Origin of the sequence: Pseudomonas sp. PGPR40 (assembly GCF_022014505.1) — a bacterium.
GTDB lineage: Bacteria > Pseudomonadota > Gammaproteobacteria > Pseudomonadales > Pseudomonadaceae > Aquipseudomonas.
The window spans coordinates 59,682-81,691 of record NZ_JAKLSP010000027.1; the positions used below are offsets into that span (position 1 = coordinate 59,682).

A 22,010-nucleotide genomic window follows, 5' to 3' on the forward strand; every position below is an offset into this window, starting at 1 on the left:
CGCCCACATCCTGGGAGGGGATCCCGTGGCCAGCGTCGCACTGAGCCACGGCCTGAGTTTTCTTCAGCCCACATTTGTTCTGCTGACACAGCTGTCGTGATCGGACCAGTGGAAATCGTCTACGCGTAAGCCGCGGTTCACTTGGCGAGCGACCATAAGGGGCAATAGCTATCGCCCGTCGCAGCGGGCTCCACACCTTACTGGAGGAGGGAGTATGCAAAAAACACCTGGGTCACCCATCGACAAAGTCGTTTTCTGGGTGGCCGCCGTGATTTCAGCCTCGTTCGTCGCCTGGGGGGCGCTCTTGCCCAAGGCCATGGCGACGACGTTGCAGACGCTGTTGGACACCATCATCGACGAGTTCGGTTGGAGTTTTGTCATCTCCACCGTGTTTTTCCTGGGCTTCGCGCTGTTCCTGGCCTTCGGCCGTTTCGGCCGAATCACGCTGGGCAAGGACGGGGAGCAACCCGAATTCAGCACTTCATCGTGGATCGCGATGATGTTCAGCGTCGGCATGGGCATCGGGCTGATGTTCTGGGGTGTGGCCGAGCCGATTACGCACTTTGCGACGCCACCGCACGGACTGGCGCAGCCGCACTCCAGGGAAGCCGCCAAGCTGGCCATGCAGTACGCCTATTTCCACTGGGCGTTCCACCCTTGGGCGATCTACGCCATCGTCGGTCTGGTTATTGCCTATTTCTCATTCCGCAAGGGGCTGCCGAACCTGATATCCAGCGCCTTTACGCCGCTGATCGGCGAGGCCGGCGTGCGCGGGCCATTGGGCAAATCGATCGATGTGCTGGCGGTTCTGGCCACTCTTTTCGGCACCGCCACCTCGCTCGGCCTGGGCGCGCAGCAAATCAACAGCGGCCTGAACTATCTATGGCACACCGGCGAATCGAATGGCATTGCATTGACGATCATCGCGGCGATGACGGTGCTCTTCATCCTCTCCGCGATATCCGGCGTGGGCAAGGGGGTGCAGTTCCTGAGCAATGTCAACATGGTGATTGCAGCGCTGCTATTGCTGTTCCTGGCGGCAGTGGGCCCCAGCGTGTTCATCGTGAATATGCTGGTCGCGTCGCTGGGCGAATACATCCGTGAGTTGGTGCCGATGTCATTTCGCACCGCGGCCTTCAGTGACGGTAAGTGGCTCGCCGGTTGGACCATCTTCTACTGGGCCTGGTGGATCTCCTGGGCGCCGTTCGTGGGCACCTTCATCGCGCGAATCTCTCGCGGGCGCACCATTCGCGAATTCGTCGTCTGCGTCATTTTCATTCCCAGTGGGGTGACGATGGTGTGGTTCTCAATCATGGGGGGCGCGGCCCTGCACTCGGAGTTGGCAGGCGCCGGTGGCATCGCCGCCGTAGTGAATGACCAGGGGCCGGCAGTGGCGCTCTTCGCGCTGCTGGCTCAGTATCCCGCCGCGATGCTGACCTCGTTTGCGGCCATGGTGCTGGTCGGCGTGTTCTTCATCTCGGGGGCCGACGCGGGCTCCATCGTCATGGGCATGCTGTGCGCCCGCGGCAATCTGGAGCCGCCGCGCTGGCTGGTGGTGCTATGGGGCACGTTGGCCGGAGCGGCGGCCTCGGTGCTGCTGGTAATGGGCGGACTGGGTGGGCTGCAGACCGCGGCCATCATCGTCGCCGCGCCGTTCCTGCTGGTGATGATCGGGATGTGCGTGTCGCTGTGGAAGGCTCTGCTGGATGACCTGCAGTTTAGCGAGGCGCGTGAGCAGGATGACGTCGCCAGCGATCCAGAGCGTGTCGCTTCGGATTGAAGCTTCCATGTCGCGCGAGCAGAAGCTTGCCTGCGCAGCGCTCATCCAAATCGATCCCACCCCCAAGAAACGGACAGATATCGCCTCGAATCCGGATAGCTGCACTGCACAGAAAGGCTTTCAATCGGGTTGTGCCTAAAACTACAAAAAGGGTGTACCTGATGAACAGCACTAGAAGCATTGCACAGTGGCAAGACTACATTCAGGGCTGTCTGGATTTCCGGCCGGCTGAAGGCATCTATCGTACCGCCCGTGACATGTTTACAGAGCCGGAACTGTTCGATCTGGAGATGGAATTGATCTTCGAGAAGAACTGGATCTACGCCTGCCACGAAAGTGAAATCGCCAACCCCAATGATTTCCTGACGATGCGTGCAGGTCGTCAGCCAATGATCATCACCCGCGATGGCAACCATCAGCTTCACGCGCTGATCAACGCTTGTCAGCATCGGGGCACCTTGTCATGAACCATAAAGTCGCTTTCAGCTTCGCCGACGGCAAGACCTCGTTCTTCGAGGTCAAACCCAACGAACTGCTGCTCGACGCCGCGCTGCGCAATGGCGTGAACATTCCGCTGGACTGTCGCGAAGGCGTCTGTGGCACCTGCCAGGGCCGCTGCGAATCAGGTCAATTCACTCAAGATTATGTCGATGACGAGGCTTTGTCCGAACACGATCTGGCACAGCGCAAAATGCTCTCTTGCCAGACCCGAGTGCAATCGGATGCCTCGTTCTATTTCGACTTCGATTCGAGCTTGTGCAACGCTGGGGCAACCCAATTATTGCAAGCGGTGATTACCGTGTGGAGCAGGTTTCAGCCACTACCGCGATACTTCATATCGACGCTGGCTCCAGCCCGCAGCAGCTGGATTTTCTTCCAGGGCAATACGCACGATTGCATGTACCTGGAACCAGTGAGTGGCGCTCCTACTCTTTCGCGAACCGGCCCAATCCCACTAACCAGCTTCAATTTCTCATCCGACTCCTGCCTGATGGAGTGATGAGCAACTTCATCCGTGAACATTGCCAACCCGGTCAAATCATCGAGTTCGAGGCCCCTCTGGGTAGTTTTTATCTACGCCAAGTGACCAAGCCTCTGGTACTGGTGGCAGGAGGAACCGGCCTGTCGGCTTTCCTTGGGATGCTGGATAACATTGCGGAAAAAGGTGGCTGTGGGCACCCGATCCAGCTGTTCTATGGTGTCACACAGGACAATGACCTCTGCGAAACCCAACGTTTGGCGGGCTATCGCGAACGCATCGCTGATTTCGACTACCACCTTATCGTGTCGAAGCCATCAGGGCAGTGGACAGGAAAAACCGGATGGATTCCTGATCACTTTGATCGGAATGCGTTAGAGGCTGATCCATTCGACATTTATTTGTGCGGCCCTCCTCCCATGGTCGAAGCGGTCAAGACCTGGTTCAACGAGCAGCAAATAGAAAGATTCCAGATGTTTTACGAGAAGTTCATCCAGAGCAATTCAAAACATTAAGAACCGAGGGGAGTGTCTGGAACTCAGAGCGCACAGGCACAGTTGACCGAACCTGCGAGGCGGGTTTTATTTTTGTACTGCGCTGATGGCCTCTTCGCGGGCAAGCCTCGCTCCTACAGAAGAACGCGATCAACCGTAGGAGCGAGGCTTGCCCCAATGCCAGTCAGTTAAGCGAAATTCCTGTAGGAGCGAGCTTGCTCGCGAAAGCGGTGGGTCAGGCAACATCAATGTTTGCTGTGCCGCCGTCTTCGCGAGCAAGCTCGCTCCTACAGGGTTTCGCGGCTTAACTGACTGGCATTGAGGCTTGCCCGCGAAAGCCGCGACACGGTTTCAAGCCAATCCCTTGCACTCCCAGTAACACACAATTGTCATCATTTCATTTGATAGCCCACTCATGGAAGGTGCATGCTAGAGGGCTCCCTTTGGGCTTATATCATTCCGGATGATAGTTACCTTCGCCCCATTCGATTCGTGCCATACACCCCCGCCAAGCATCATCCGTCCATCTCAATACATTGGCGGATGCATCCATGGAACAGTCACTCAAACATTTGCGCTTCCCCTTGGCCCTGTTGGCCGTGCTGGTGATGAGCGCTTGCGGCAAGACTCCGGACGCTGCCGCCACGATGCCCGCGGCCAAAGTCAGTGTGGCCAAGGTGCTGGAACAACCGGTCAACGAGTGGGACGAATTCACCGGGCGCCTTGAAGCGCCGGAAACGGTAGAGATTCGTCCACGGGTCTCCGGGCAGATCGATGACGTGGCCTTCACCGAAGGCGCGCTGGTCAAGAAAGGCGATCTGTTGTTCCAGATCGACCCTCGCCCCTTCCAGTCTGAGGTCCGCCGCCTCGAAGCCCTGGTTGCCCAAGCTCGCGCCACCGCCACCCGCAGCGAAAATGAAGCCCAACGCGGCGAACGTCTGCGCACCAGCAATGCGATTTCCGCCGAACTCGCCGACTCGCGCACCAGCGCGGCTCAAGAAGCCCGCGCTGCTGTCGGCGCCCTCCAGGCTCAACTGGATCTGGCCAAACTGAACCTGAGCTTCACCCGCGTCACGGCGCCTATCAGTGGCCGTGTCAGTCGCGCGGAAATCACCGCCGGCAACCTGGTGACCGCCGATACCACCGCGCTGACCAGCGTAGTATCCACCGACAAGGTCTACGCCTACTTCGACGCCGACGAGCGAGTCTTCCTCAAATACACCCAGCTCGCCCGCCAGGGCCAACGCGGCGCAACCACGCCGGTTTACCTGGGCCTGTCCAATGAAGATGGCAACCCGCACCAGGGCCAGATGAACTTCGTCGACAACCAGGTCAACCCGAAGACCGGCACCATCCGCGGTCGTGCGGTGTTCGACAATAGCGACGGCACCTACACCCCGGGTCTTTACGCACGCCTGAAACTGGTGGGCAGCGGCACTTACTCCGCGGTGTTGATCAACGACGAAGCGGTCGGTACCGACCTGGGTAAAAAGTTCGTGCTGGTGATGGATGCCGACAACAAAACGGCTTACCGCCCTGTCGAGCTGGGTCCGAAGATCGAAGGGCTGCGCATCGTGCGCAGCGGCCTGAACAAGGACGACACCATCATCGTCAAGGGCTTGCAACGGGTTCGCCCTGGCTCACCGGTCACCCCTGAAGTGATCCCGATGGCCAGCGAACAAACCCTCGCTGCTCTGGCTCAACAACGACAAGCGCTGGAAGCCAGCAACCTGCCCCAAGTCGCACCTGCCAAGGTCGCGCCGGGCACGGTTGTGAAAGTGGCTGCTGCGACTCCACGCGGTTAAGGGGCGATAACTCCGATGAATTTTTCCCAATTCTTCATTTCACGGCCGATCTTCGCAGCGGTACTGTCGCTGCTGATCCTGATCGCCGGTGCCATCTCGCTGTTCCAGTTACCGATCAGCGAATACCCGGAAGTCGTGCCACCGACCGTGGTGGTGCGTGCCAACTTCCCGGGCGCCAACCCTAAAGTCATCGGTGAAACCGTGGCCGCTCCGTTGGAGCAAGCCATCACCGGCGTCGAGAACATGCTGTACATGTCCTCGCAATCCACCGCTGACGGCAAAATCACCCTGACCATCACCTTCGCCCTGGGCACTGACCTGGACAACGCGCAGGTACAGGTTCAGAACCGCGTAACCCGGACCGAGCCCAAACTTCCCGAGGAGGTGACGCGCATCGGTATCACCGTGGACAAGGCGTCGCCCGACCTGACCATGGTTGTGCACTTGACCTCGCCGGACAAACGCTACGACATGCTCTACCTGTCCAACTACGCCTTGCTCAACATCAAGGATGAGCTGGCGCGTCTGGGCGGTGTCGGTGATGTGCAGCTGTTCGGCATGGGCGACTACTCGCTACGGGTGTGGCTCGATCCGAACAAGACTGCTTCGCGCAACCTGACCGCGACCGATGTGGTCACCGCGATTCGTGAACAAAACCGTCAAGTGGCGGCCGGTGCCCTGGGCGCTCCGCCTGCGCCGAATGCCACCGCGTTCCAGCTGTCGGTCAACACCCAAGGCCGTCTGGTTTCCGAGGAAGAGTTCGAGAACATCATTATCCGCTCCGGCGAAAATGGTGAAATCACTCGCCTGAAAGACATTGCTCGCGTCGAACTCGGCTCCAGCCAATATGCCCTGCGTTCCTTGCTGAACAACCAGCCGGCGGTGGCGATCCCAATCTTCCAGCGCCCTGGCTCCAACGCGATCCAGATCTCCAACGACGTTCGGGAGAAAATGGCCGAGCTGAAGAAGAACTTCCCGCAAGGCATGGACTTCAGCATCGTCTACGACCCGACGATCTTCGTGCGCGGCTCCATCGAGGCGGTGGTTCACACCCTCTTCGAAGCGCTGATCCTCGTTGTGCTCGTGGTGATCCTGTTCCTGCAGACCTGGCGCGCCTCGATCATCCCGTTGGTGGCGGTGCCGGTTTCGCTGATCGGTACGTTTGCCGTGATGCACCTGTTCGGCTTCTCATTGAATGCCCTGTCGCTGTTCGGGCTGGTACTGGCCATCGGTATTGTGGTCGACGATGCGATTGTGGTGGTGGAGAACGTCGAGCGAAACATCGGGCTCGGATTAACCCCGGTAGAAGCCACCAAGCGTGCGATGCGCGAAGTGACCGGCCCGATCATTGCGACGGCGCTGGTACTGTGTGCGGTGTTTATCCCGGCTGCGTTCATCTCTGGCTTGACCGGGCAGTTCTATAAACAGTTTGCCCTGACGATTGCCATTTCGACCGTGATCTCGGCCTTCAACTCGCTGACCTTGTCGCCAGCGCTGGCCGCCGTGTTGCTCAAGAGCCATGACGCGCCGAAAGACCGTTTCTCCAAGGTTCTGGACAAGATCTTTGGTGGCTGGTTATTCCGTCCGTTCAACCGCTTCTTTGACAAGGCCAGCCATGGTTATGTCGGCACCGTGGGCCGGGTTATCCGCAGCAGCGGTATCGCCCTGCTGGTGTACGCCGGCCTGATGGTGTTGACCTTCTTCGGGTTCTCCAATACCCCGACCGGTTTCGTACCCGGCCAGGACAAGCAATACCTGGTGGCCTTCGCGCAACTGCCGGACGCCGCGAGCCTGGACCGTACCGAAGATGTGATCAAGCGCATGTCCGACCTGGCCCTGAAACAGCCTGGCGTGGAAAGCGCGGTGGCCTTCCCGGGTCTGTCGATCAACGGCTTCACCAACAGCCCGAACGCCGGCATCGTGTTCGTCACCCTGAAACCGTTCGACGAGCGCAAGGATCCGAGCATGTCCGCCGGTGCGATTGCCGGTGCATTGAACGGCCAATATGCGGGGATTCAGGAAGCCTACATGGCGATCTTCCCGCCACCGCCGGTACAAGGCCTGGGGACTATTGGCGGTTTCCGCCTGCAGATCGAGGACCGGGGCAACCTGGGCTATGACGAGCTGTACAAAGAAACCATGAACATCATCACCAAAAGCCACAGCGTGCCGGAACTGGCGGGCCTGTTCACCAGCTACACCGTGAACGTGCCGCAGGTCGATGCCGCCATCGACCGGGAAAAAGCCAAGACCCACGGCGTAGCCGTCAGCGACATCTTCGACACCCTGCAGATCTATCTGGGTTCGCTGTATGCCAACGACTTCAACCGCTTCGGTCGCACCTATCAGGTCAACGTTCAGGCTGAGCAGCAGTTCCGTCTCGAATCGGACCAGATCGGTCAGCTGAAAGTGCGTAACAACCGGGGCGAGATGATTCCGCTGGCGACCTTCATCAAGGTCAGCGACACCTCGGGCCCGGACCGCGTGATGCACTACAACGGCTTCATCACCGCTGAAATCAACGGTGCGGCAGCCCCCGGCTACAGCTCTGGCCAGGCCGAGAAAGCCATCGAGAAACTGCTCAAGGACGAATTGCCCAACGGCATGACCTACGAGTGGACCGACCTGACCTACCAGCAGATTCTGTCCGGCAACACCGCGCTGTTCGTGTTCCCGCTCTGCGTACTGCTGGCGTTCCTGGTGCTCGCGGCGCAATACGAAAGCTGGAGCCTGCCACTGGCGGTGATCCTGATCGTACCGATGACCCTGCTGTCGGCCATTACCGGTGTGATTGCCTCGGGCGGCGACAACAACATCTTCACCCAGATCGGCTTGATCGTACTGGTGGGACTTGCCTGTAAGAATGCGATTCTGATCGTCGAGTTTGCCAAGGATAAACAGGAAGAAGGCCTCGGCCCGCTGGCCGCGGTGCTGGAAGCTTGCCGTCTGCGTCTGCGGCCGATCCTGATGACCTCCTTCGCGTTCATCATGGGTGTTGTGCCTCTGGTCTTCTCCAGCGGTGCCGGTGCCGAAATGCGTCATGCCATGGGTGTGGCAGTGTTCTCCGGGATGCTCGGGGTGACCTTCTTCGGTCTGTTGCTGACGCCGGTGTTCTACGTACTGATTCGCAACTTTGTGGAGCGCGGTGAAGCGCGTAAAGCGGCCAAAGCCCTGAAACTGGAGGCGCAACAATGAGCCTGAAAGCCTTCCTGCCGAGCCTTCTGGTACTGGCCCTGAGTGCCTGCGCCGTTGGCCCGGATTACAAAACCCCAGCGACGGAGGCGGCCAACATCACGGCCGCCACCGATGGCAGCGCCGGTCAGAAGAACTTCGACCGCGCCCGTTTCGAAGGCATCTGGTGGCAGCAGTTCGACGATCCGACCCTCAACCAGTTGGTGACGCAATCCTTGCAAGGCAACCGCGATTTGCGCGTGGCCTTCGCTCGCTGGAAAGCAGCCCGGGCGATTCGCGATGACGTCAGCAATGACGCCATGCCGACCATCACCAGCCGCGCCAGCAGTGATCTGGCCAAAGGACAGATTCCCGGCCAGACCACCGACCGTGTCAGCAGCGAACGCTATGACCTGGGCCTGGACATGGCCTGGGAACTGGACTTGTTCGGTCGCATCCAGCGCAACCTGGAATCCAGCGACGCCGAACAGCAGGCCGCCGAAGCCGATCTTTACCAACTGCAAGTCACCATGATTGCCGAACTGGTGGACGCCTATGGCCAACTGCGTGGCGCACAGCTACGGGAAAAGATCGCTCTGGCGAACCTGAACAACCAGCAGGAGTCGCGCAAGATCACCGAAAGCCTGCGTGATGCCGGTGTCGGCGATCAGCTGGACGTGGTTCGCGCCGATGCGCGCCTGGCGTCTGTCGAAGCCAGCGTGCCGCAGCTGCAGGCCGAACAGGTGCGTCAGCGCAACCGCATCGCCACCCTGCTGGGTGAGCGTCCGGACAAACTGAGCGTCGATTTGAGTCCAAAAGACTTGCCGGCCATCGCCAAGGCCCTGCCGATCGGTGATCCGGGCGAACTGCTGCAACGGCGTCCGGACATCCGCAGCGCCGAACGCCAACTGGCGGCCGCCACCGCCCGTATCGGCGTGGCCAAGGCTGACTTGTTCCCACGGGTCAGCCTCAGCGGCTTCCTCGGCTTCACTGCCGGACGCGGATCGCAGATCGGTTCTTCGGCGGCCAACGCCTGGGCACTGGGCCCAAGCATTACCTGGGCGGCGTTCGACCTGGGCAGCGTGCGCGCCCGTTTGCGCGGTGCCAATGCTGAAGCCGAAGGCGCCCTGGCGACCTACGAGCAGCAAGTACTGTTGGCGCTGGAAGAGTCGGAAAACGCCTTCAGCGATTACGGCAAACGTCAGCAGCGCCTGATCTCACTGATTCGTCAAAGCGAATCAAGCCGCGCCGCTGCCGATCTCGCCGAGATTCGCTACCGCGAAGGCACCGAGGACTTCCTCGTGTTGCTCGATGCTCAGCGTGAGCGCCTGGCAGCCGAAGACACCCAGGCCCAGGCCGAAGTTGATTTGTATCGGGGCATCGTCGCCATCTACAAAGCCCTTGGCGGCGGCTGGCAACCAGAGACGGTCGCCAGCAAGTAACGTTTAAAGAGCTCCTTTGGTTGGCCGCAATCAACCAATTCTTTTGCCCCGCGCCTCATTCGGTCGCGGGGCTTTTTTTTGTCGGTCTTTAATTCAACACATATCCCTGTAGGAGCGAGCTTGCTCGCGAAGACGGCAGTACAGCCAACATTGATGTCGCCTGACCTACCGCTTTCGCGAGCAAGCTCGCTCCTACAGGTTGCCTCGGAGTCTCAGCAGGCGACTGCCGGGGGAGTTTTCGCGGTCGGCAATAGCAAAAGCGATGCTTTTGCACGGTGCCGCCGAAGGTCTCGCCGCTCATCAACTCGACCCTGACCCGGTCGCCCTCCCCGATTCGCGGCAGCTTGGTTTCATCAAAGTAGCCGCTGATATAAAACGAGTCGCTGTCCACCAGCGCCAATAACGCTCCTTCGGCAGTGGCGTAATAACCCTGACGCGTCAGCAGGTTGGTAAGATCGCCTTGAAGTACTGCTGCAACGCTTGCATGGGAATGTTCTTGGCGTCTTCTTTTGCAAGCGTAGCCACATCTTTGGTGACGGGGAGAATGCGTATCAGGCGGGTGACTCGGTCACGCCGTTGCCGATTTTGATATTAAAAAGTAACTTTCCGGGAACTGGAACGTCTTTTCCCCCGGCAGGAATACTCGACGCGATGCTGCGTTGAACAGCATCGGGGTTCGGGATGAAAACACCTTTAGGATCGTAAGCCCCCAATATCTTGGAGGGCGGGATACTTTCCCCATAGTTGATCTCATAAGGCTTTGAGTTCAGCTTTGATTTCGGATTGCTTTTCCAATTGCTATTTTTATAAAGGTCAAAGCCATCGATACCTCTTCCATCAACGACATAGGTGTAACCTCCTCGTCCTCCACCGTACTGGTAGGCACCCGCGCCACCATCCTTGTAGAAGGGGGAAGTCGATATGCCCATGCCATCGGGATCGAGGGCATTCTTCCCACCTCCAAACCCCCCATTAAAACCATTCACTTGCTTGATATCCGTAATAGGTGTACGCAACTGAAAGCCACTCTTAAACACGTCTTGAGGTGGACGCATATCGCCACGCATGACGAAGCCTCGATACACGTAGCCCTTTTCAGCACTGGCAAAATAGGACACTCCTGTTCGATCCATTAGCTTTTGCGCCTTCTGTGGCCCTTTGCCTAATTGGTTCAGTTTTTTGATAACAGTGTGGCTTTTAAACTTCTTTTCAAATTTTTGCTCGATAATCGCGAGATCGCGAACTATGGGCGGGATCCATTTCTTAACCTTCTGAACGGTACGTAGAAGTTGAGACGAAGGCCCTTTAAAGCCCGGTAAATGCTCTCGTAACTGATGGGCCAGAAATTTCGATGATTTGAAACGTTGCACCGTCGCCGCAGCGATCTGGTTACCGACCCTCTTGGGAATATCAATACCTAAAGCTTTTCCGATAACAGGCCCGGCAAACTCAAAAAGAGCGCCCCGCAGCGCGTTGGCTTGGTGTTGATACGCAATGTCAGGATCGTCTTCCAACTCCCCGCGCGCCCAATCTGTTCCCGAAGAGGCTAAGCCAAACAACATGGACAAGCCTTTGACTACGGCACTCGGGCCGGGAAGTGGTGCAATCAGGAGTGAAATGGCGGCCAATGTATTGCTCGCAAATTCCAGTAAAAGATCCCAAAGGCGCTCGTCGCTTGTAGAAGTCAATGTGTCTATATCGGCTTGCGCTTGTTTAAGCAGCGTTTCAAAAAGCGTTTCATAGACGTCCTGACCGGTCCAGGATTCCGCAACGAACATAATGGGCGCATAAGGAGCACTTCCCTGTACCTTTTTCGGATAGGGAAATCTTACCTTTATCTCAGGGTGGAGCACCGTAAAGGAAAAAAACTCTACCTTGAAACGACCGTTGCTGTATTTGAAATCGGAATCACCCCGCGAACCACGCTCAAAAATGGAAATCCGATCGGACAGTTTAGTTCTTAGACCCGGAAACTCCTCAATAGATTTTGTTCGATTAAATAGATCTTCCGGATATTCAATAACAGTTCCGCTCCCACCAAAAAAAACAAAAAACCCGGCAGAGCCTCGACTAGCCAAATGAATGACATTGCTGCATTCTTGGAAATCGCTCATAGCGCCATTTCTAATCCGGACGACAGAAGCCTTCAAATTGCCGCTCAAGAATTCCCTGGCAGCCTTTCTGTTTAAACTCGACGTATTTTCATTTTTTTCATACGCCGCGACCAAACGATGAAGTTCTGATTTTTTGTCTAGCATCCAAAGCTTCTTAGCTGCTGGCTGAGAGAGCACGCTTTTTACTTTGGCGCCATACAGTTTTTCAAAATCATTCCCTTCTACTGTCGCCTTAAAATCCTGTGTATAGCCGTCAGGCCAGTGTATTGACATTTCTTCGCGCAACTTTCTCGCCTTTTTATGCTGCCCGGAGAATAGTTGAATCAAGTTAAACAATTTATCCCTGTACGTGACATCCGGGTATCCGGGTTCGTCCCAAGGTGTGCCAAGCGACTTGTAGCTAACCTTAAATATAGTATTGCAGTCCAGCGTGGATTTTATTTCTTTAGGTAATTGCGAGTTATCAATTGCGTTTTCAATGATCGACCGCATAAAAAACGATGGATCGCTAATCGTTTGTAAATCCATAAAGGCTGTTTCAACCATCTCGGCGGCCTGCTCAACCGTAACCCCCGGAGCCACTAGTTTCCCAGGTTGCACGACAATTTCAGCTTCCGCTGCACGGAGTGTGGCCCCAATCAGCGAATGCACAGAGCTGCTGCCCCCGAGCGTTTGGCTGAACGCACTGGGACCGCTTTCAAGACCGCGTTTGCGACGAGCACCTACGGGGGAATTGGTCGCGAGTGAAGTATCCGGCAGGGTCGTGCCGCGAGCCGTTGAATCGGCTACCCCGTCATCTTCCAACTCGTCAAGGGTGTCCACTTCTGCCAACTGGATGATTTCATCCAGGTAATCCTGATAAACCACATTTTGATCACCGGGTACTGGCTGCTGTAATAGCGCTTCCAGGTCGTCGTTCAGCTGTGGATCATCCAAAGGATCAAAGTAGTCGCTCTGATCGATACGTTGCTTCACCATCTCTGCAAAATCAGGCATGTCGTCAAATAAATCAGTCACGCCGTCGAGTGTATTTTCGAGAATCAGCAAATCTTCATCAGACATATCGACGGCATCGGGTGCCTGCCCCGCCAAAGGGTCTGTCATGGTTTCGGATTCAGGCAGGAACCAGTTGGCATAGAAATTACTGATCGCCACGTAGGCAGCGAACACACCAAGAGCTTTACCCGGATTACGCTCAATCAAATCACCCGTATGGCTCATGACTGCGACTCCGGTACCGATCAAAGTACCGCTCATTCGATCAAGCCAACTTTGCAACTGCTCTTTGATGACCTCCATGTTCGATAGATGGTTTCCTTCAGTCAGACAGCGCCTGACTTCGTCTAAATCATCTGCATAAGCAGAGCCCCAAGGCATCATGTTGCCTGCGATCAATCTGTCGATTTGTGCAGCGAACTGCGCCAGCGAAGCTTGAGTCATGACTCGTTGGGTAGCTACTTGCGGCTGCTCGGGCACTGGAACGAGCGGCCGGGCGGGAAGCTCGTTCGCGCCATTTTTCCAGGCCTGATTGCTCGGCCCTGAATTGGGACGCGATGTTGAAATATGGCGATTGTCCAGTTTCAGGCTGCCACAGGTATCCAACACGTTGCACACGTATAAGAGTTTACCGACGAATCCTTTGGGCATTCGCGGACCGGTCGTGGTGATACTTGAGAAAAAATCGGCGTTGCGCTCGATGGTCTGTAAATGTGACAGCAATGTCGGGCCACGCTCAGCCGATGGGCGCGCGTCCTGCACTTTTGAGGAATTCATCATCGCCAAAAAAGTCCCCAGGCCCTCAGGAAAGCTTTCCAGCCAACTGGGACCGACAACCCATTCCAGCCAAGTCTGCTGGGTAGCCTCAATGGGCTTGATCTGTGCGAGGACAGCCTCGACGGCCTCCGGAAACCGAGGGTGCCAACGCTTGCGCATTTCATCTGTCGGACTCTTGAGCTCACGAATGAATTCGCTCAGTGCCTTGTGCGCATCGTGAGGTATGGGGCGCACGTCACGCATGTCTTCGAGCATCAACAGTTTGCCGTCGAGCTTGCTGTCACTTGGGCGAATATAGGATCGAGCTTGTTTGGCTATCTGCTTGATTGCCTCCCATTGCGCATCCGGCACTAACTCATCGTTGGCAATCCGTTCATCCCGTTGCGCTTGTGAACGATTCAAGTGTGACTGGATATACCCGGTAACGCCTTCTGTGCTTTGTCCGCTTAAAAATCTTGTGTTTTCCCCTAGTGCCGCTTGCCACTGGCCGGGTGGCAAATGACAAATCACGTCTGCGATTTCTCGCAGTCGACTGGTAGTCAGCTCCCCAACCGGTCGTATCGAGCGCAACATCGCGTCAACAAACAATCCTGCAATGGCTTTGCCAGTCTCCGTTTGCAATATGCCGCTGCTCAACACTTCGAGTACTTCCTGTTCCGAAAGCGTAGTAGTTCTTAGGTGCTCTTTAAGTGTTGACCACTCTCGCTCAAGGGCTGCTTGATTAACAAAATCCCCATAAGATTCAATAAATGCTGGGCATGCCAGCACTGGCGGTGGCAAGTCGGCATTCAATCTCGAGGCATTTGGTAATGTTCCAAAGTCGATGTGCAGGATTTCAGGGCTAGATCTGGCTCCGGATAACGCATCGCAAAGTCGTGACTGTGGCCGATTATCGTTAATCAAGACCTGTGCCGTCGGAGAACCCGCGGCAGAGGTTGCATTACAAGGGCGCGGCATTGAGTTTTCCGTTCGGCCAGAATCATTTCATCCAGCTTAAGTAATGGCCTCGAATAGATCTTTTAAAAACCGCTTATGGCGTTGTTGTGCCTGTAAACCGGTCAAATGCGCATTGCACTGACTCAAGGTTTGACTCACAGCCCTGCCTGACCGAAGCTGATAGCTTTGCCAAATGTTGCCACTCTCGGATTTTGCATGCCCAAGTCTCGCCGTTACCTGATCATCAGTCTCTCTATCCTGTTGGCCATCGGCCTTTCGTGGGCGTTCCTGCGCAGCACCACTCCTGTAGTGCCAGAGGCGATCAAGCGCGGTTACAGCGAAGCGCTGGCGGCGGCCCGAAACGGTCAACCGGGCGCCGCGCGGGTGCTGTATCAGCAACTGGGGCGCCCGGATATTTCGCCCAAGCGGCGCATCTGGCTGCATGCAGAATTGCCCAACTACCCCAGCTCCGTCGCCCTGAAACTGGCCGATGCGGATTTGCAGCATGAATCACCCGAAGTGCGCATTGCGGCGATCAAAAGCATCAGCGGATTGGTACCCAGTGGCCAGCGCAGTCTGTTGCTGGGGCCTTTGCTCGATGACAGTGACCAGAACGTACGGTTTGCCGCAGTCAATGCCTTGCTGGGGCTTTCGCCGGATGACCTTGGCTTGTATTTCGGACCGCTGGAACAGGCCATCGATGCCTGGCAGCAAGCACTCAAAAGCGCGCCGCAACGCGCTGAAAACCAGTATCAACTGGCTCGTTTGCATCTGCACAATGCTGAATTCAAGGAGGCGCAGCAGGCGCTTGAAAACACGTTGCGCCTGGCGCCGGACAACCTGCCGGCGCTGGTAATGCAGATTGAGGTGCTGGATAAACTGGGGCAGAACGACGCTGCCCGACAATTGTTGGCCAAACAACTCAAGGCTCAACCCGATTCGGCCTATTTGCAACATGCCCTGGGATTGTGGCTGTTGCATCACGGTCAAAGCGAATTCGCTTTGCTCGGTCTGTCCAAAGCCGTGGAGCTTGAGCCGAACAACAAGGATTACCGCTACGACCTGGCCACCACGCTGCATGGCGAACAAGAGTTGGAAGCGGCGCAGAACCAGCTACAGGAAATCGTCCAGCGCCACCCGGCCGATCGCAAGGCGCGCGTGCTGCTGATCAACTACTGGAAAGAAAGCGGACAGTTGCAGAACGTGCAGATCCTGTTGGCACAGCTGGAGCAGCTCAACCCGGATGACCCGGCGTTGCAACAAGGGCTTTAATCTTGAAAAGCGCCTGCGAGGGCCGGTGCGGTCAGGACAACATGTCCTGCATGATCTGTTGCAACACATCCAGATCGAACGGCTTGCCCAGGATCGGCGCTTTGCGGGTGATCGGGCTGTCGGTCTCGCGAATTTCCTGCGGATAGCCGCTGATGAAGATGACCTTGAGTTCCGGTCGCAGCTTCACGGCGGGTTCGGCGATCTGCACGCCAGAAATCCCCCCCGGCAGGCGGAAGTCGGTGATCATCATGTCCAGATGCGGTTTGCTCGCCAGAATTTCAAAGGCCTGTTCGCCGTTTTCGGCTTGCAGCACCCGGTAACCCTCGCCCGACAAATAAGCGGACAGTACCATCAGGATCGAAGGGTCATCCTCGACGATCAGTACCACATCTTGCGCATCTTCACTCATGGAAAGCCTTTGTTCAGTCAATAGCTGCTGATACGACCGTGTGGTCAATCAGAGGTTGCGTTTATCGGGCTGTTTTCCTGCAGCGGCAGACAAACGCGAAACAAGGCGCCTTCGCCAATCCGGCTCTCGACGGTGATGGAGCCACCATGGGCGGCGACAATCTGCTCCGAAATAAACAATCCCAGACCCAGCCCCGCGACAACGGCCGTGGCGCCAACCCTTTCGAACTGCTGAAAAATGCGCTGCTGATTCTCTTCACTGATCCCGATACCGCGATCCTGAACCTCAACCAGCGCCTGCCCGTCCTGATTGTACACGCGTACGTCGATCGGGCTCTTGACGCCATAACGTAGCGCATTGGGAGCCGGTACACGCGGTCGGGCACAGAGGTCATGGGGAGGCCTTGTCGAACTGTTGAAAGTAACCGGATTTGCTCCATAACTGCCGAGCGGATCCAATTCTCCGACATGTTTTTCAGCAAAACCCTGCATTTGACTGCTCTGGCGCAAAGGAGCGGTTATCCTGTGCGGCTCCTGAGCGGCTATTGTTTTTTATAGCGCGCCGCAAACGTGTCGTGATCCGTCACTGACTCAGCCAAGGGCCCGGCGATTTCGATCGACGTCACCACAAACCAAACCTTGAGAGCCCACTATGCCCACCAACGCCTCCACCATTCTAGTCGTCGAAGACGATGCCATCGTGCGCACGCTGACCATCGATGTGCTGGAGGAACTGGAATTCCGGGTGCTTGCGGCGGATGGCTGTGAAATGGCGCTGGAGTTCCTCAACGATGAAGAGCAAGACATCGATTTGCTGATGACGGATGTAGGGTTGCCGGTCATGGATGGTCGGGAACTGGCGAAGCAGGCGCGCATGCTGCGTCCCGAGTTGCCGATTCTGTTCGCCAGCGGCTATGCCGAAAGCATCGAGGTGCCGGACGGCATGCATCTGATTGGCAAGCCATTCTCTATCGATCAGTTGCGGGACAAGGTCAAGGGCATACTTAAGACCTGATTTTTCTCGCGCCCCGATTCTCTCCACTCTCTACCCGCATCAAGGAATACCCGTCAATGAGTCAGCCCCGCGCAACCAAAGTCCTGGTCATTGGTTACGTCTGGCCCGAGCCCCGCTCTTCCGCGGCGAGCGGGCATGTCATGCAAATCCTCGAAACGTTCTTGCAGCAAGGCTGGGAGATTACCTTCAGCAGCCCGGCCGGCACCGGTGAGCACCGTGCGGACCTGACCGCACTGGGCATTCGCGAAGTACCAATCGAGTTGAATAACAGCAGTTTCGACACCTTTGTCAGTGAACTGTCACCGGATATCGTACTGTTCGATCAATTCATGATGGAGGAGCAGTTCGGCTGGCGGGTCGAAAAACACTGCCCTGATGCGTTGCGCGTTCTTGAAACGTCCGACCTGCAAAGCCTGCGGCATGCCCGGCATCAGCGGCTCAAAGATCGCTTGAAGGCCAGTGACGACGCCGACGATTTCAGTGAGTTATTCGCCCCTGCATTGCGCGAAGAGTTCGAGCTGATGGCTGATACCGATCTGGCCAAACGGGAGATCGCAGCACTGTATCGCTGTGATCTGAACCTGATGATTTCCGAAGTGGAAATCGAGCTGCTGGTCGAACAATTCCACCTGCCACGCAACTTGCTGCACTGGTGTCCGCTGATGGTCGATCCGCCGAGTGCACCGCCGCCAGCCTTTGAAGACCGTGCGCATTTCCTCAGTATCGGTAACTTCCGTCACGCGCCGAACTGGGATGCCGTGCTCTGGATGAAAACCACAATCTGGCCGCTGATCCGCCAACAGCTTCCCGACGCGCAGTTGCACCTCTACGGCGCCTACACGCCACCTAAAGCCACGGCCCTGCACAATGCAGCCCAGGGTTTTCATGTGATGAACTGGGCAGAAGACGCATTAGCCGTTATGTCTGCTGCGCGGATTTGTCTGGCGCCCCTGCGCTTTGGTGCCGGTATCAAAGGCAAGATTGTCGACGCTATGCTCTGCGGTACGCCGAATGTCACCACACCGATTGGCGCAGAAGCGATGCATCGTGAACAGCCGTGGCCGGGGGCGGTGACCCGAACTGCGCGTGAGTTCGCCGATTGCGCGGTTCGACTTTATAAAGACAAAGACCTCTGGATGAATGCCCAATCCCATGGGCAGGCGCTGTTGGCCGCCCGCTATCGGCCATCGATACACGGCCCGGCGCTGATCGAGAAGTTGCTGTATTGCCAACAACACTTGACGCGACTTAGAAGAGATAACTTTACCGGCAGCATGTTGCGCCACCACCAACATAAAAGCACCCAATACATGGCACAATGGATTGAAGCAAAAAACCGCACTCAAACAACATAAACAAAGAGCGCATTCAGCGCTCAACTAATCCCTCATCTAAATTAACCTGAAAAGACGCTGGCAAGATACCTCCCGTATCAAGTCGGCGCTTGTCACTTCAGCCCTCAATCATTATAAATGCCTGGCACTTTCAACTTAATTTCGCACCCACCAAAGTGGGTACCACTCATACATGCAAGGATGCATTAGATGACGAATGTCGCATTAGAAAATCTTGAACTTAGCCAGTGGATGGCCTCCACTTCAAGTATCGATACTTTAACACTTGGCGAATTGATTATGCCGGGAGCCCATAATAGTGGTGTCGACAAAAAAGCCGCGTACGCAGGACCCGGCATTGCGCACTGGGCGGCGTGTCAGAACAATTCTTTTTACGATCAGCTACGCAATGGCGCGCGCGCCATTGATGCCAGGGTCGAGTATCACCGGGATTCCAGAGGGGTCGGCACGTTCTGGTTCCAGCATCAGGGAGTACGGTCATCCCGCTCACTGGAAAACCTGATCATGCAGGTGATTCGTTTTCTCGAGGAAAGCCCCGACGAGTTTGTACTGCTGGATTTCCATCAATTGAAGGCCGGCAACGTCGTCTTCGACTATCGAGAGTTCAACCGTTTTCTATTGACGCATCTTGGGTCAAGAATCATTCCTTCCAGCAACTGGCATCTGAGTGTGGGTCAATTGAAACAGGCAAGCGGTGTCCGGCGGGTGTGGTTGACCGCAGAGCGCCACCCGGATCTGGACCGCACCTGGTTTCTCCCGGAAATCGAGCATCGCTGGAGCGGAATTGCGGACACCAGCGTCAGTGAACTGGAGAACCACATCACCCGAACGATGCAGGCGCCTCCCTCCGGTCATATGCCGTGGTCGCTCTCCGCTACCAGTTACCACCTCGCCTTGGGGCCTGTGGACATCAAGGAGCATCTGGACCGATGGTTCGATCCCGAATCCGGCAAATGGCTGCTCGACTGCAGCATTATCAATGCGGACTTCTTCGAAGAGTCACGCCTCGTGCACAACTGCCGTACCGCTAACATAATCAAGGCGCAGCGACGCACTGTATAGCGCCAGACTTTGCATCGGTGAAACTGGCGTTACCTACCACGCAGAGGCATGATTAGAACGCGATAATAATAAAAGTGTCCTGACATGAGCCGAACAGCCAGAGTTACCGATCCTTCCTACGAATTGATGGACGACCGCAATGGATTGTCCATCATTTATCGTCAGCACGGCTTCCCCTGCCCTCTGGTGCGCTGGCATTTCCACAAGGAGTACGAACTGCACCTGATCGTCGCCAGCTCTGGCAAGGTGTTTATCGGCGACTACATCGGCAACTTCTACCCCGAAAGCCTGTTCCTCACCGGCCCCAACCTGCCCCACAACTGGATCAGCCAGGTCGCCGAAGACGAAGTGGTGCCCAAGCGTGACATGCTGGTCAACTTCACTGATGAACTATTTGAAAGCGGCCATCAGGTGTTCGCCGAACTCAAGACGCTTGCACCCTTGCTGGAGCGCGCGCAGTACGGCATCGAGTTTCGTTGCAAACGTACGATCCGCCAGGTCATGAGCTTGATGCAGCGCATCGCCGACACCCAGGGCATGACCCGGCTCGGGCACTTTTTCATTCTGCTGGAGTTGCTGGCGGCGTCCGATGACTATCAGTTGCTGTCCGGTGCCACAACACCGCAATTGGCCGATGAACACAATATCGACCGCACCAACCGGGCAGTGGACTACATCTTTGCCCATTACGCCCGGGAACTGCCGCTGGAAGAAGTCGCCGAGCACCTGGGGCTGACGCCGACCTACTTCAGTCGCGTGTTCAAACAGGCCACCGGGGCTGTTTTATCGAATTCGTCAATCGCCTGCGCATCAGCAAATCCTGCGAGCTGCTGGCCGATGGCGACAAAACGGTGACCGATGTGTGTTTCGAGTCGGGCTTCAATAATATTTCCAACTTCAACCGGCGTTTTCAACAGCTCAAAGGCATGACGCCGTCGCACTACCGGCGGTTGGCGGTGCAGCGTTTGACTGAGCAAAATCTGGGCTGAAACCCTTGGTCATGTGTGGTGATTTTCAGATCGCCTTCGCGGGCAAGCCTCGCTCCTACAAGAACAAGGCTTGCCCGCGAAGGGGCCGGTGCAACCTATACAAATTCGTTGGCTGCTCGCCTCTGCGACGCCTGTTGTCGCATCTCCCGCCCCAAAGCCCAGTGCAAAAAAGTATCGGTCACAGTGCGATGGATGATTTGTCAGCCCATCAATTGAACGCTGTAATCAGCGCACATTCTTCCTCCGCAGGAAGACACAAAAACAATAACTGTCCTTCTGTAACCCGCCGGCTGCAGAGGCGGCTATTGCATCGACGACAGCAACGGCGAGTTCATGGCGCACCTGCCGCAAATCCAGCACGATCTGGCTCACCCGAACGCACCGAAAACCGTGTTCGGGTTCCTTTGTGCGGCGCTGGCCAAACGGCGCGCAGCCGGTACACCAGCGTTCACGCTGATGTCCTGCGATAACCTGCCGCACAACGGTGCCGTGACCCGTAAAGCCTTGCTGGCATTCGCCGCCCTGCGCGATGCTGATCTGCGCGACTGGATCGAGCGCCATGTCAGCTTCCCCAACGCCATGGTCGACCGCATCACGCCGATGACCAGCACCGAGCATCGTCTGCAACTGGCCGACAAACATGCGGTTGATGACGCCTGGCCAGTGGTCTGCGAACCCTTTGTGCAGTGGGTACTGGAAGACAAATTCGTCAACGGTCGCCCAGCCTGGGAAAAGGTCGGCGTGCAGTTCACCGACGACGTCACGCCTTATGAAGAGATGAAGATCAAACTGCTCAACGGCAGCCATCTGGCCTTGACCTATCTGGGCTTTTTGAAGGGTTATCGCTTCGTTCACGAAACCATGAACGACCCGCTGTTCGTGCGGCTACATGCGTGCCTACATGGACCTGGACGTGACGCCGCAACTGGCGCCGGTGCCAGGGATCGACCTGACCGAGTACAAAAACACCCTGGTGGCGCGCTTCTCCAACCAGGCAATTGCCGATCAGTTGGAGCGGGTGTGTTCGGATGGCTCGTCGAAGTTTCCGAAATTCACCGTACCGACCATCAACCGCTTGATTGCCGACGGTCAGGAGACCAAGCGAGCGGCGCTGGTGGTGGCGGCGTGGGCGCTGTACCTCAAAGGTGTGGATGAGCATGGCGAGACCTACTCGATTCCCGATCCGCGGGCGGCGTTCTGTCAGGCGCTGGTGGCGGATGATGTGTTGATCACTCAGCGGCTGCTGGAGGTTGAGGAGATTTTCGGGATGGCGATTCCGCGCTCTCCAGAGTTTGTGGCGGCGTTCGAGTGGTGCTGTAACAGCTTGCGGGAGGTTGGGGTGACGCGGACCCTCGAAAGAGTGCTCGCCACCTGATCGTTCCCACGCTCTGCGTGGGAATGCAGCCCGGGACGCT

At 56.7% G+C, this 22,010-nt stretch carries 10 protein-coding genes and 6 pseudogenes; 12 read left to right on the forward strand and 4 right to left on the reverse strand.

Going from position 1 to position 22,010, the window contains the following annotated elements:
- Positions 1-214 precede the first annotated feature (214 nt).
- From MEB48_RS21895 to MEB48_RS21920, 6 genes and pseudogenes are all read left to right on the forward strand, one after another.
- Positions 215-1,780, forward strand: coding sequence for a BCCT family transporter (locus MEB48_RS21895; RefSeq protein ID WP_237885986.1), 1,566 nt, complete (start codon positions 215-217; stop codon positions 1,778-1,780).
- A gap of 161 nt (positions 1,781-1,941) precedes the next feature.
- A pseudogene (locus MEB48_RS21900) lies at positions 1,942-2,235 on the forward strand (Rieske 2Fe-2S domain-containing protein); the annotation flags it as partial.
- A gap of 8 nt (positions 2,236-2,243) precedes the next feature.
- Positions 2,244-3,274, forward strand: a pseudogene (gene antC, locus MEB48_RS21905) (anthranilate 1,2-dioxygenase electron transfer component AntC).
- Positions 3,275-3,804: 530 nt separating this feature from the next.
- Positions 3,805-5,058 (forward strand): multidrug efflux RND transporter periplasmic adaptor subunit MexE, encoded by a 1,254-nt coding sequence (mexE, locus tag MEB48_RS21910; RefSeq protein ID WP_237885987.1) that lies wholly within the window; start codon positions 3,805-3,807, stop codon positions 5,056-5,058.
- Between the two features lie 15 nt (positions 5,059-5,073).
- On the forward strand, positions 5,074-8,253 hold the full coding sequence (locus tag MEB48_RS21915; protein ID WP_237885988.1) for an efflux RND transporter permease subunit: 3,180 nt from the start codon (positions 5,074-5,076) through the stop codon (positions 8,251-8,253).
- The gene (locus tag MEB48_RS21920; protein WP_237885989.1) at positions 8,250-9,671 is read left to right on the forward strand and encodes an efflux transporter outer membrane subunit; all 1,422 of its coding nucleotides are present in this window, start codon (positions 8,250-8,252) and stop codon (positions 9,669-9,671) included. The genes MEB48_RS21915 and MEB48_RS21920 overlap by 4 nt, the downstream gene beginning before the upstream one ends.
- Before the next feature lie 213 nt (positions 9,672-9,884).
- On the opposite strand, the pseudogene MEB48_RS21925 reads toward MEB48_RS21920, so the two are convergent.
- Both MEB48_RS21925 and MEB48_RS21930 read right to left on the reverse strand, forming a co-directional pair.
- Positions 9,885-10,131: pseudogene (locus MEB48_RS21925) on the reverse strand (HlyD family efflux transporter periplasmic adaptor subunit); the annotation flags it as partial.
- Positions 10,132-10,222: 91 nt separating this feature from the next.
- Positions 10,223-14,515 (reverse strand): hypothetical protein, encoded by a 4,293-nt coding sequence (locus MEB48_RS21930; protein ID WP_237885990.1) that lies wholly within the window; start codon positions 14,513-14,515, stop codon positions 10,223-10,225.
- Positions 14,516-14,710: 195 nt separating this feature from the next.
- Here MEB48_RS21930 and MEB48_RS21935 point away from each other — a divergent pair, with 195 nt between their 5' ends.
- On the forward strand, positions 14,711-15,766 hold the full coding sequence (locus MEB48_RS21935; protein ID WP_237885991.1) for a tetratricopeptide repeat protein: 1,056 nt from the start codon (positions 14,711-14,713) through the stop codon (positions 15,764-15,766).
- A gap of 31 nt (positions 15,767-15,797) precedes the next feature.
- Here the strand turns inward: MEB48_RS21935 and MEB48_RS21940 are convergent, their stop codons facing one another.
- Together MEB48_RS21940 and MEB48_RS21945 are read right to left on the reverse strand one after the other, a co-directional pair.
- Positions 15,798-16,175, reverse strand: a complete 378-nt coding sequence (locus MEB48_RS21940) for a response regulator (protein WP_007905602.1) — start codon at positions 16,173-16,175, stop codon at positions 15,798-15,800.
- A 44-nt stretch (positions 16,176-16,219) separates the two neighbouring features.
- Positions 16,220-16,534 (reverse strand): annotated as a pseudogene (locus MEB48_RS21945) (sensor histidine kinase); the annotation flags it as partial.
- 292 nt (positions 16,535-16,826) lie between these two features.
- Between MEB48_RS21945 and MEB48_RS21950 the strand changes: the two are divergent.
- The 5 genes and pseudogenes from MEB48_RS21950 to MEB48_RS21970 form a co-directional block, all read left to right on the forward strand.
- On the forward strand, positions 16,827-17,189 hold the full coding sequence (locus tag MEB48_RS21950) for a response regulator (RefSeq protein ID WP_237885992.1): 363 nt from the start codon (positions 16,827-16,829) through the stop codon (positions 17,187-17,189).
- 56 nt (positions 17,190-17,245) lie between these two features.
- On the forward strand, positions 17,246-18,544 hold the full coding sequence (locus tag MEB48_RS21955; protein WP_237885993.1) for a glycosyltransferase: 1,299 nt from the start codon (positions 17,246-17,248) through the stop codon (positions 18,542-18,544).
- Between the two features lie 189 nt (positions 18,545-18,733).
- Positions 18,734-19,606, forward strand: a complete 873-nt coding sequence (locus tag MEB48_RS21960) for a phospholipase (protein WP_237885994.1) — start codon at positions 18,734-18,736, stop codon at positions 19,604-19,606.
- A gap of 84 nt (positions 19,607-19,690) precedes the next feature.
- Positions 19,691-20,595 (forward strand): annotated as a pseudogene (locus MEB48_RS21965) (AraC family transcriptional regulator).
- A gap of 297 nt (positions 20,596-20,892) precedes the next feature.
- Positions 20,893-21,970, forward strand: a pseudogene (locus tag MEB48_RS21970) (mannitol dehydrogenase family protein); the annotation flags it as partial.
- Between the last annotated feature and the right edge of the window lie 40 nt (positions 21,971-22,010).

Bases quoted from the DNA above. Each gene is read 5' to 3' on its own strand.
- MEB48_RS21960 (WP_237885994.1), top strand. From the start codon at position 18,734: ATGACGAATGTCGCATTAGAAAATCTTGAACTTAGCCAGTGGATGGCC.
- MEB48_RS21955 (WP_237885993.1), top strand. From the start codon at position 17,246: ATGAGTCAGCCCCGCGCAACCAAAGTCCTGGTCATTGGTTACGTCTGG.
- MEB48_RS21935 (WP_237885991.1), top strand. From the start codon at position 14,711: ATGCCCAAGTCTCGCCGTTACCTGATCATCAGTCTCTCTATCCTGTTG.
- MEB48_RS21950 (WP_237885992.1), top strand. From the start codon at position 16,827: ATGCCCACCAACGCCTCCACCATTCTAGTCGTCGAAGACGATGCCATC.
- MEB48_RS21895 (WP_237885986.1), top strand. From the start codon at position 215: ATGCAAAAAACACCTGGGTCACCCATCGACAAAGTCGTTTTCTGGGTG.
- MEB48_RS21940 (WP_007905602.1), bottom strand. From the start codon at position 16,175: ATGAGTGAAGATGCGCAAGATGTGGTACTGATCGTCGAGGATGACCCT.
- MEB48_RS21930 (WP_237885990.1), bottom strand. From the start codon at position 14,515: ATGCCGCGCCCTTGTAATGCAACCTCTGCCGCGGGTTCTCCGACGGCA.
- mexE (WP_237885987.1), top strand. From the start codon at position 3,805: ATGGAACAGTCACTCAAACATTTGCGCTTCCCCTTGGCCCTGTTGGCC.
- MEB48_RS21915 (WP_237885988.1), top strand. From the start codon at position 5,074: ATGAATTTTTCCCAATTCTTCATTTCACGGCCGATCTTCGCAGCGGTA.
- MEB48_RS21920 (WP_237885989.1), top strand. From the start codon at position 8,250: ATGAGCCTGAAAGCCTTCCTGCCGAGCCTTCTGGTACTGGCCCTGAGT.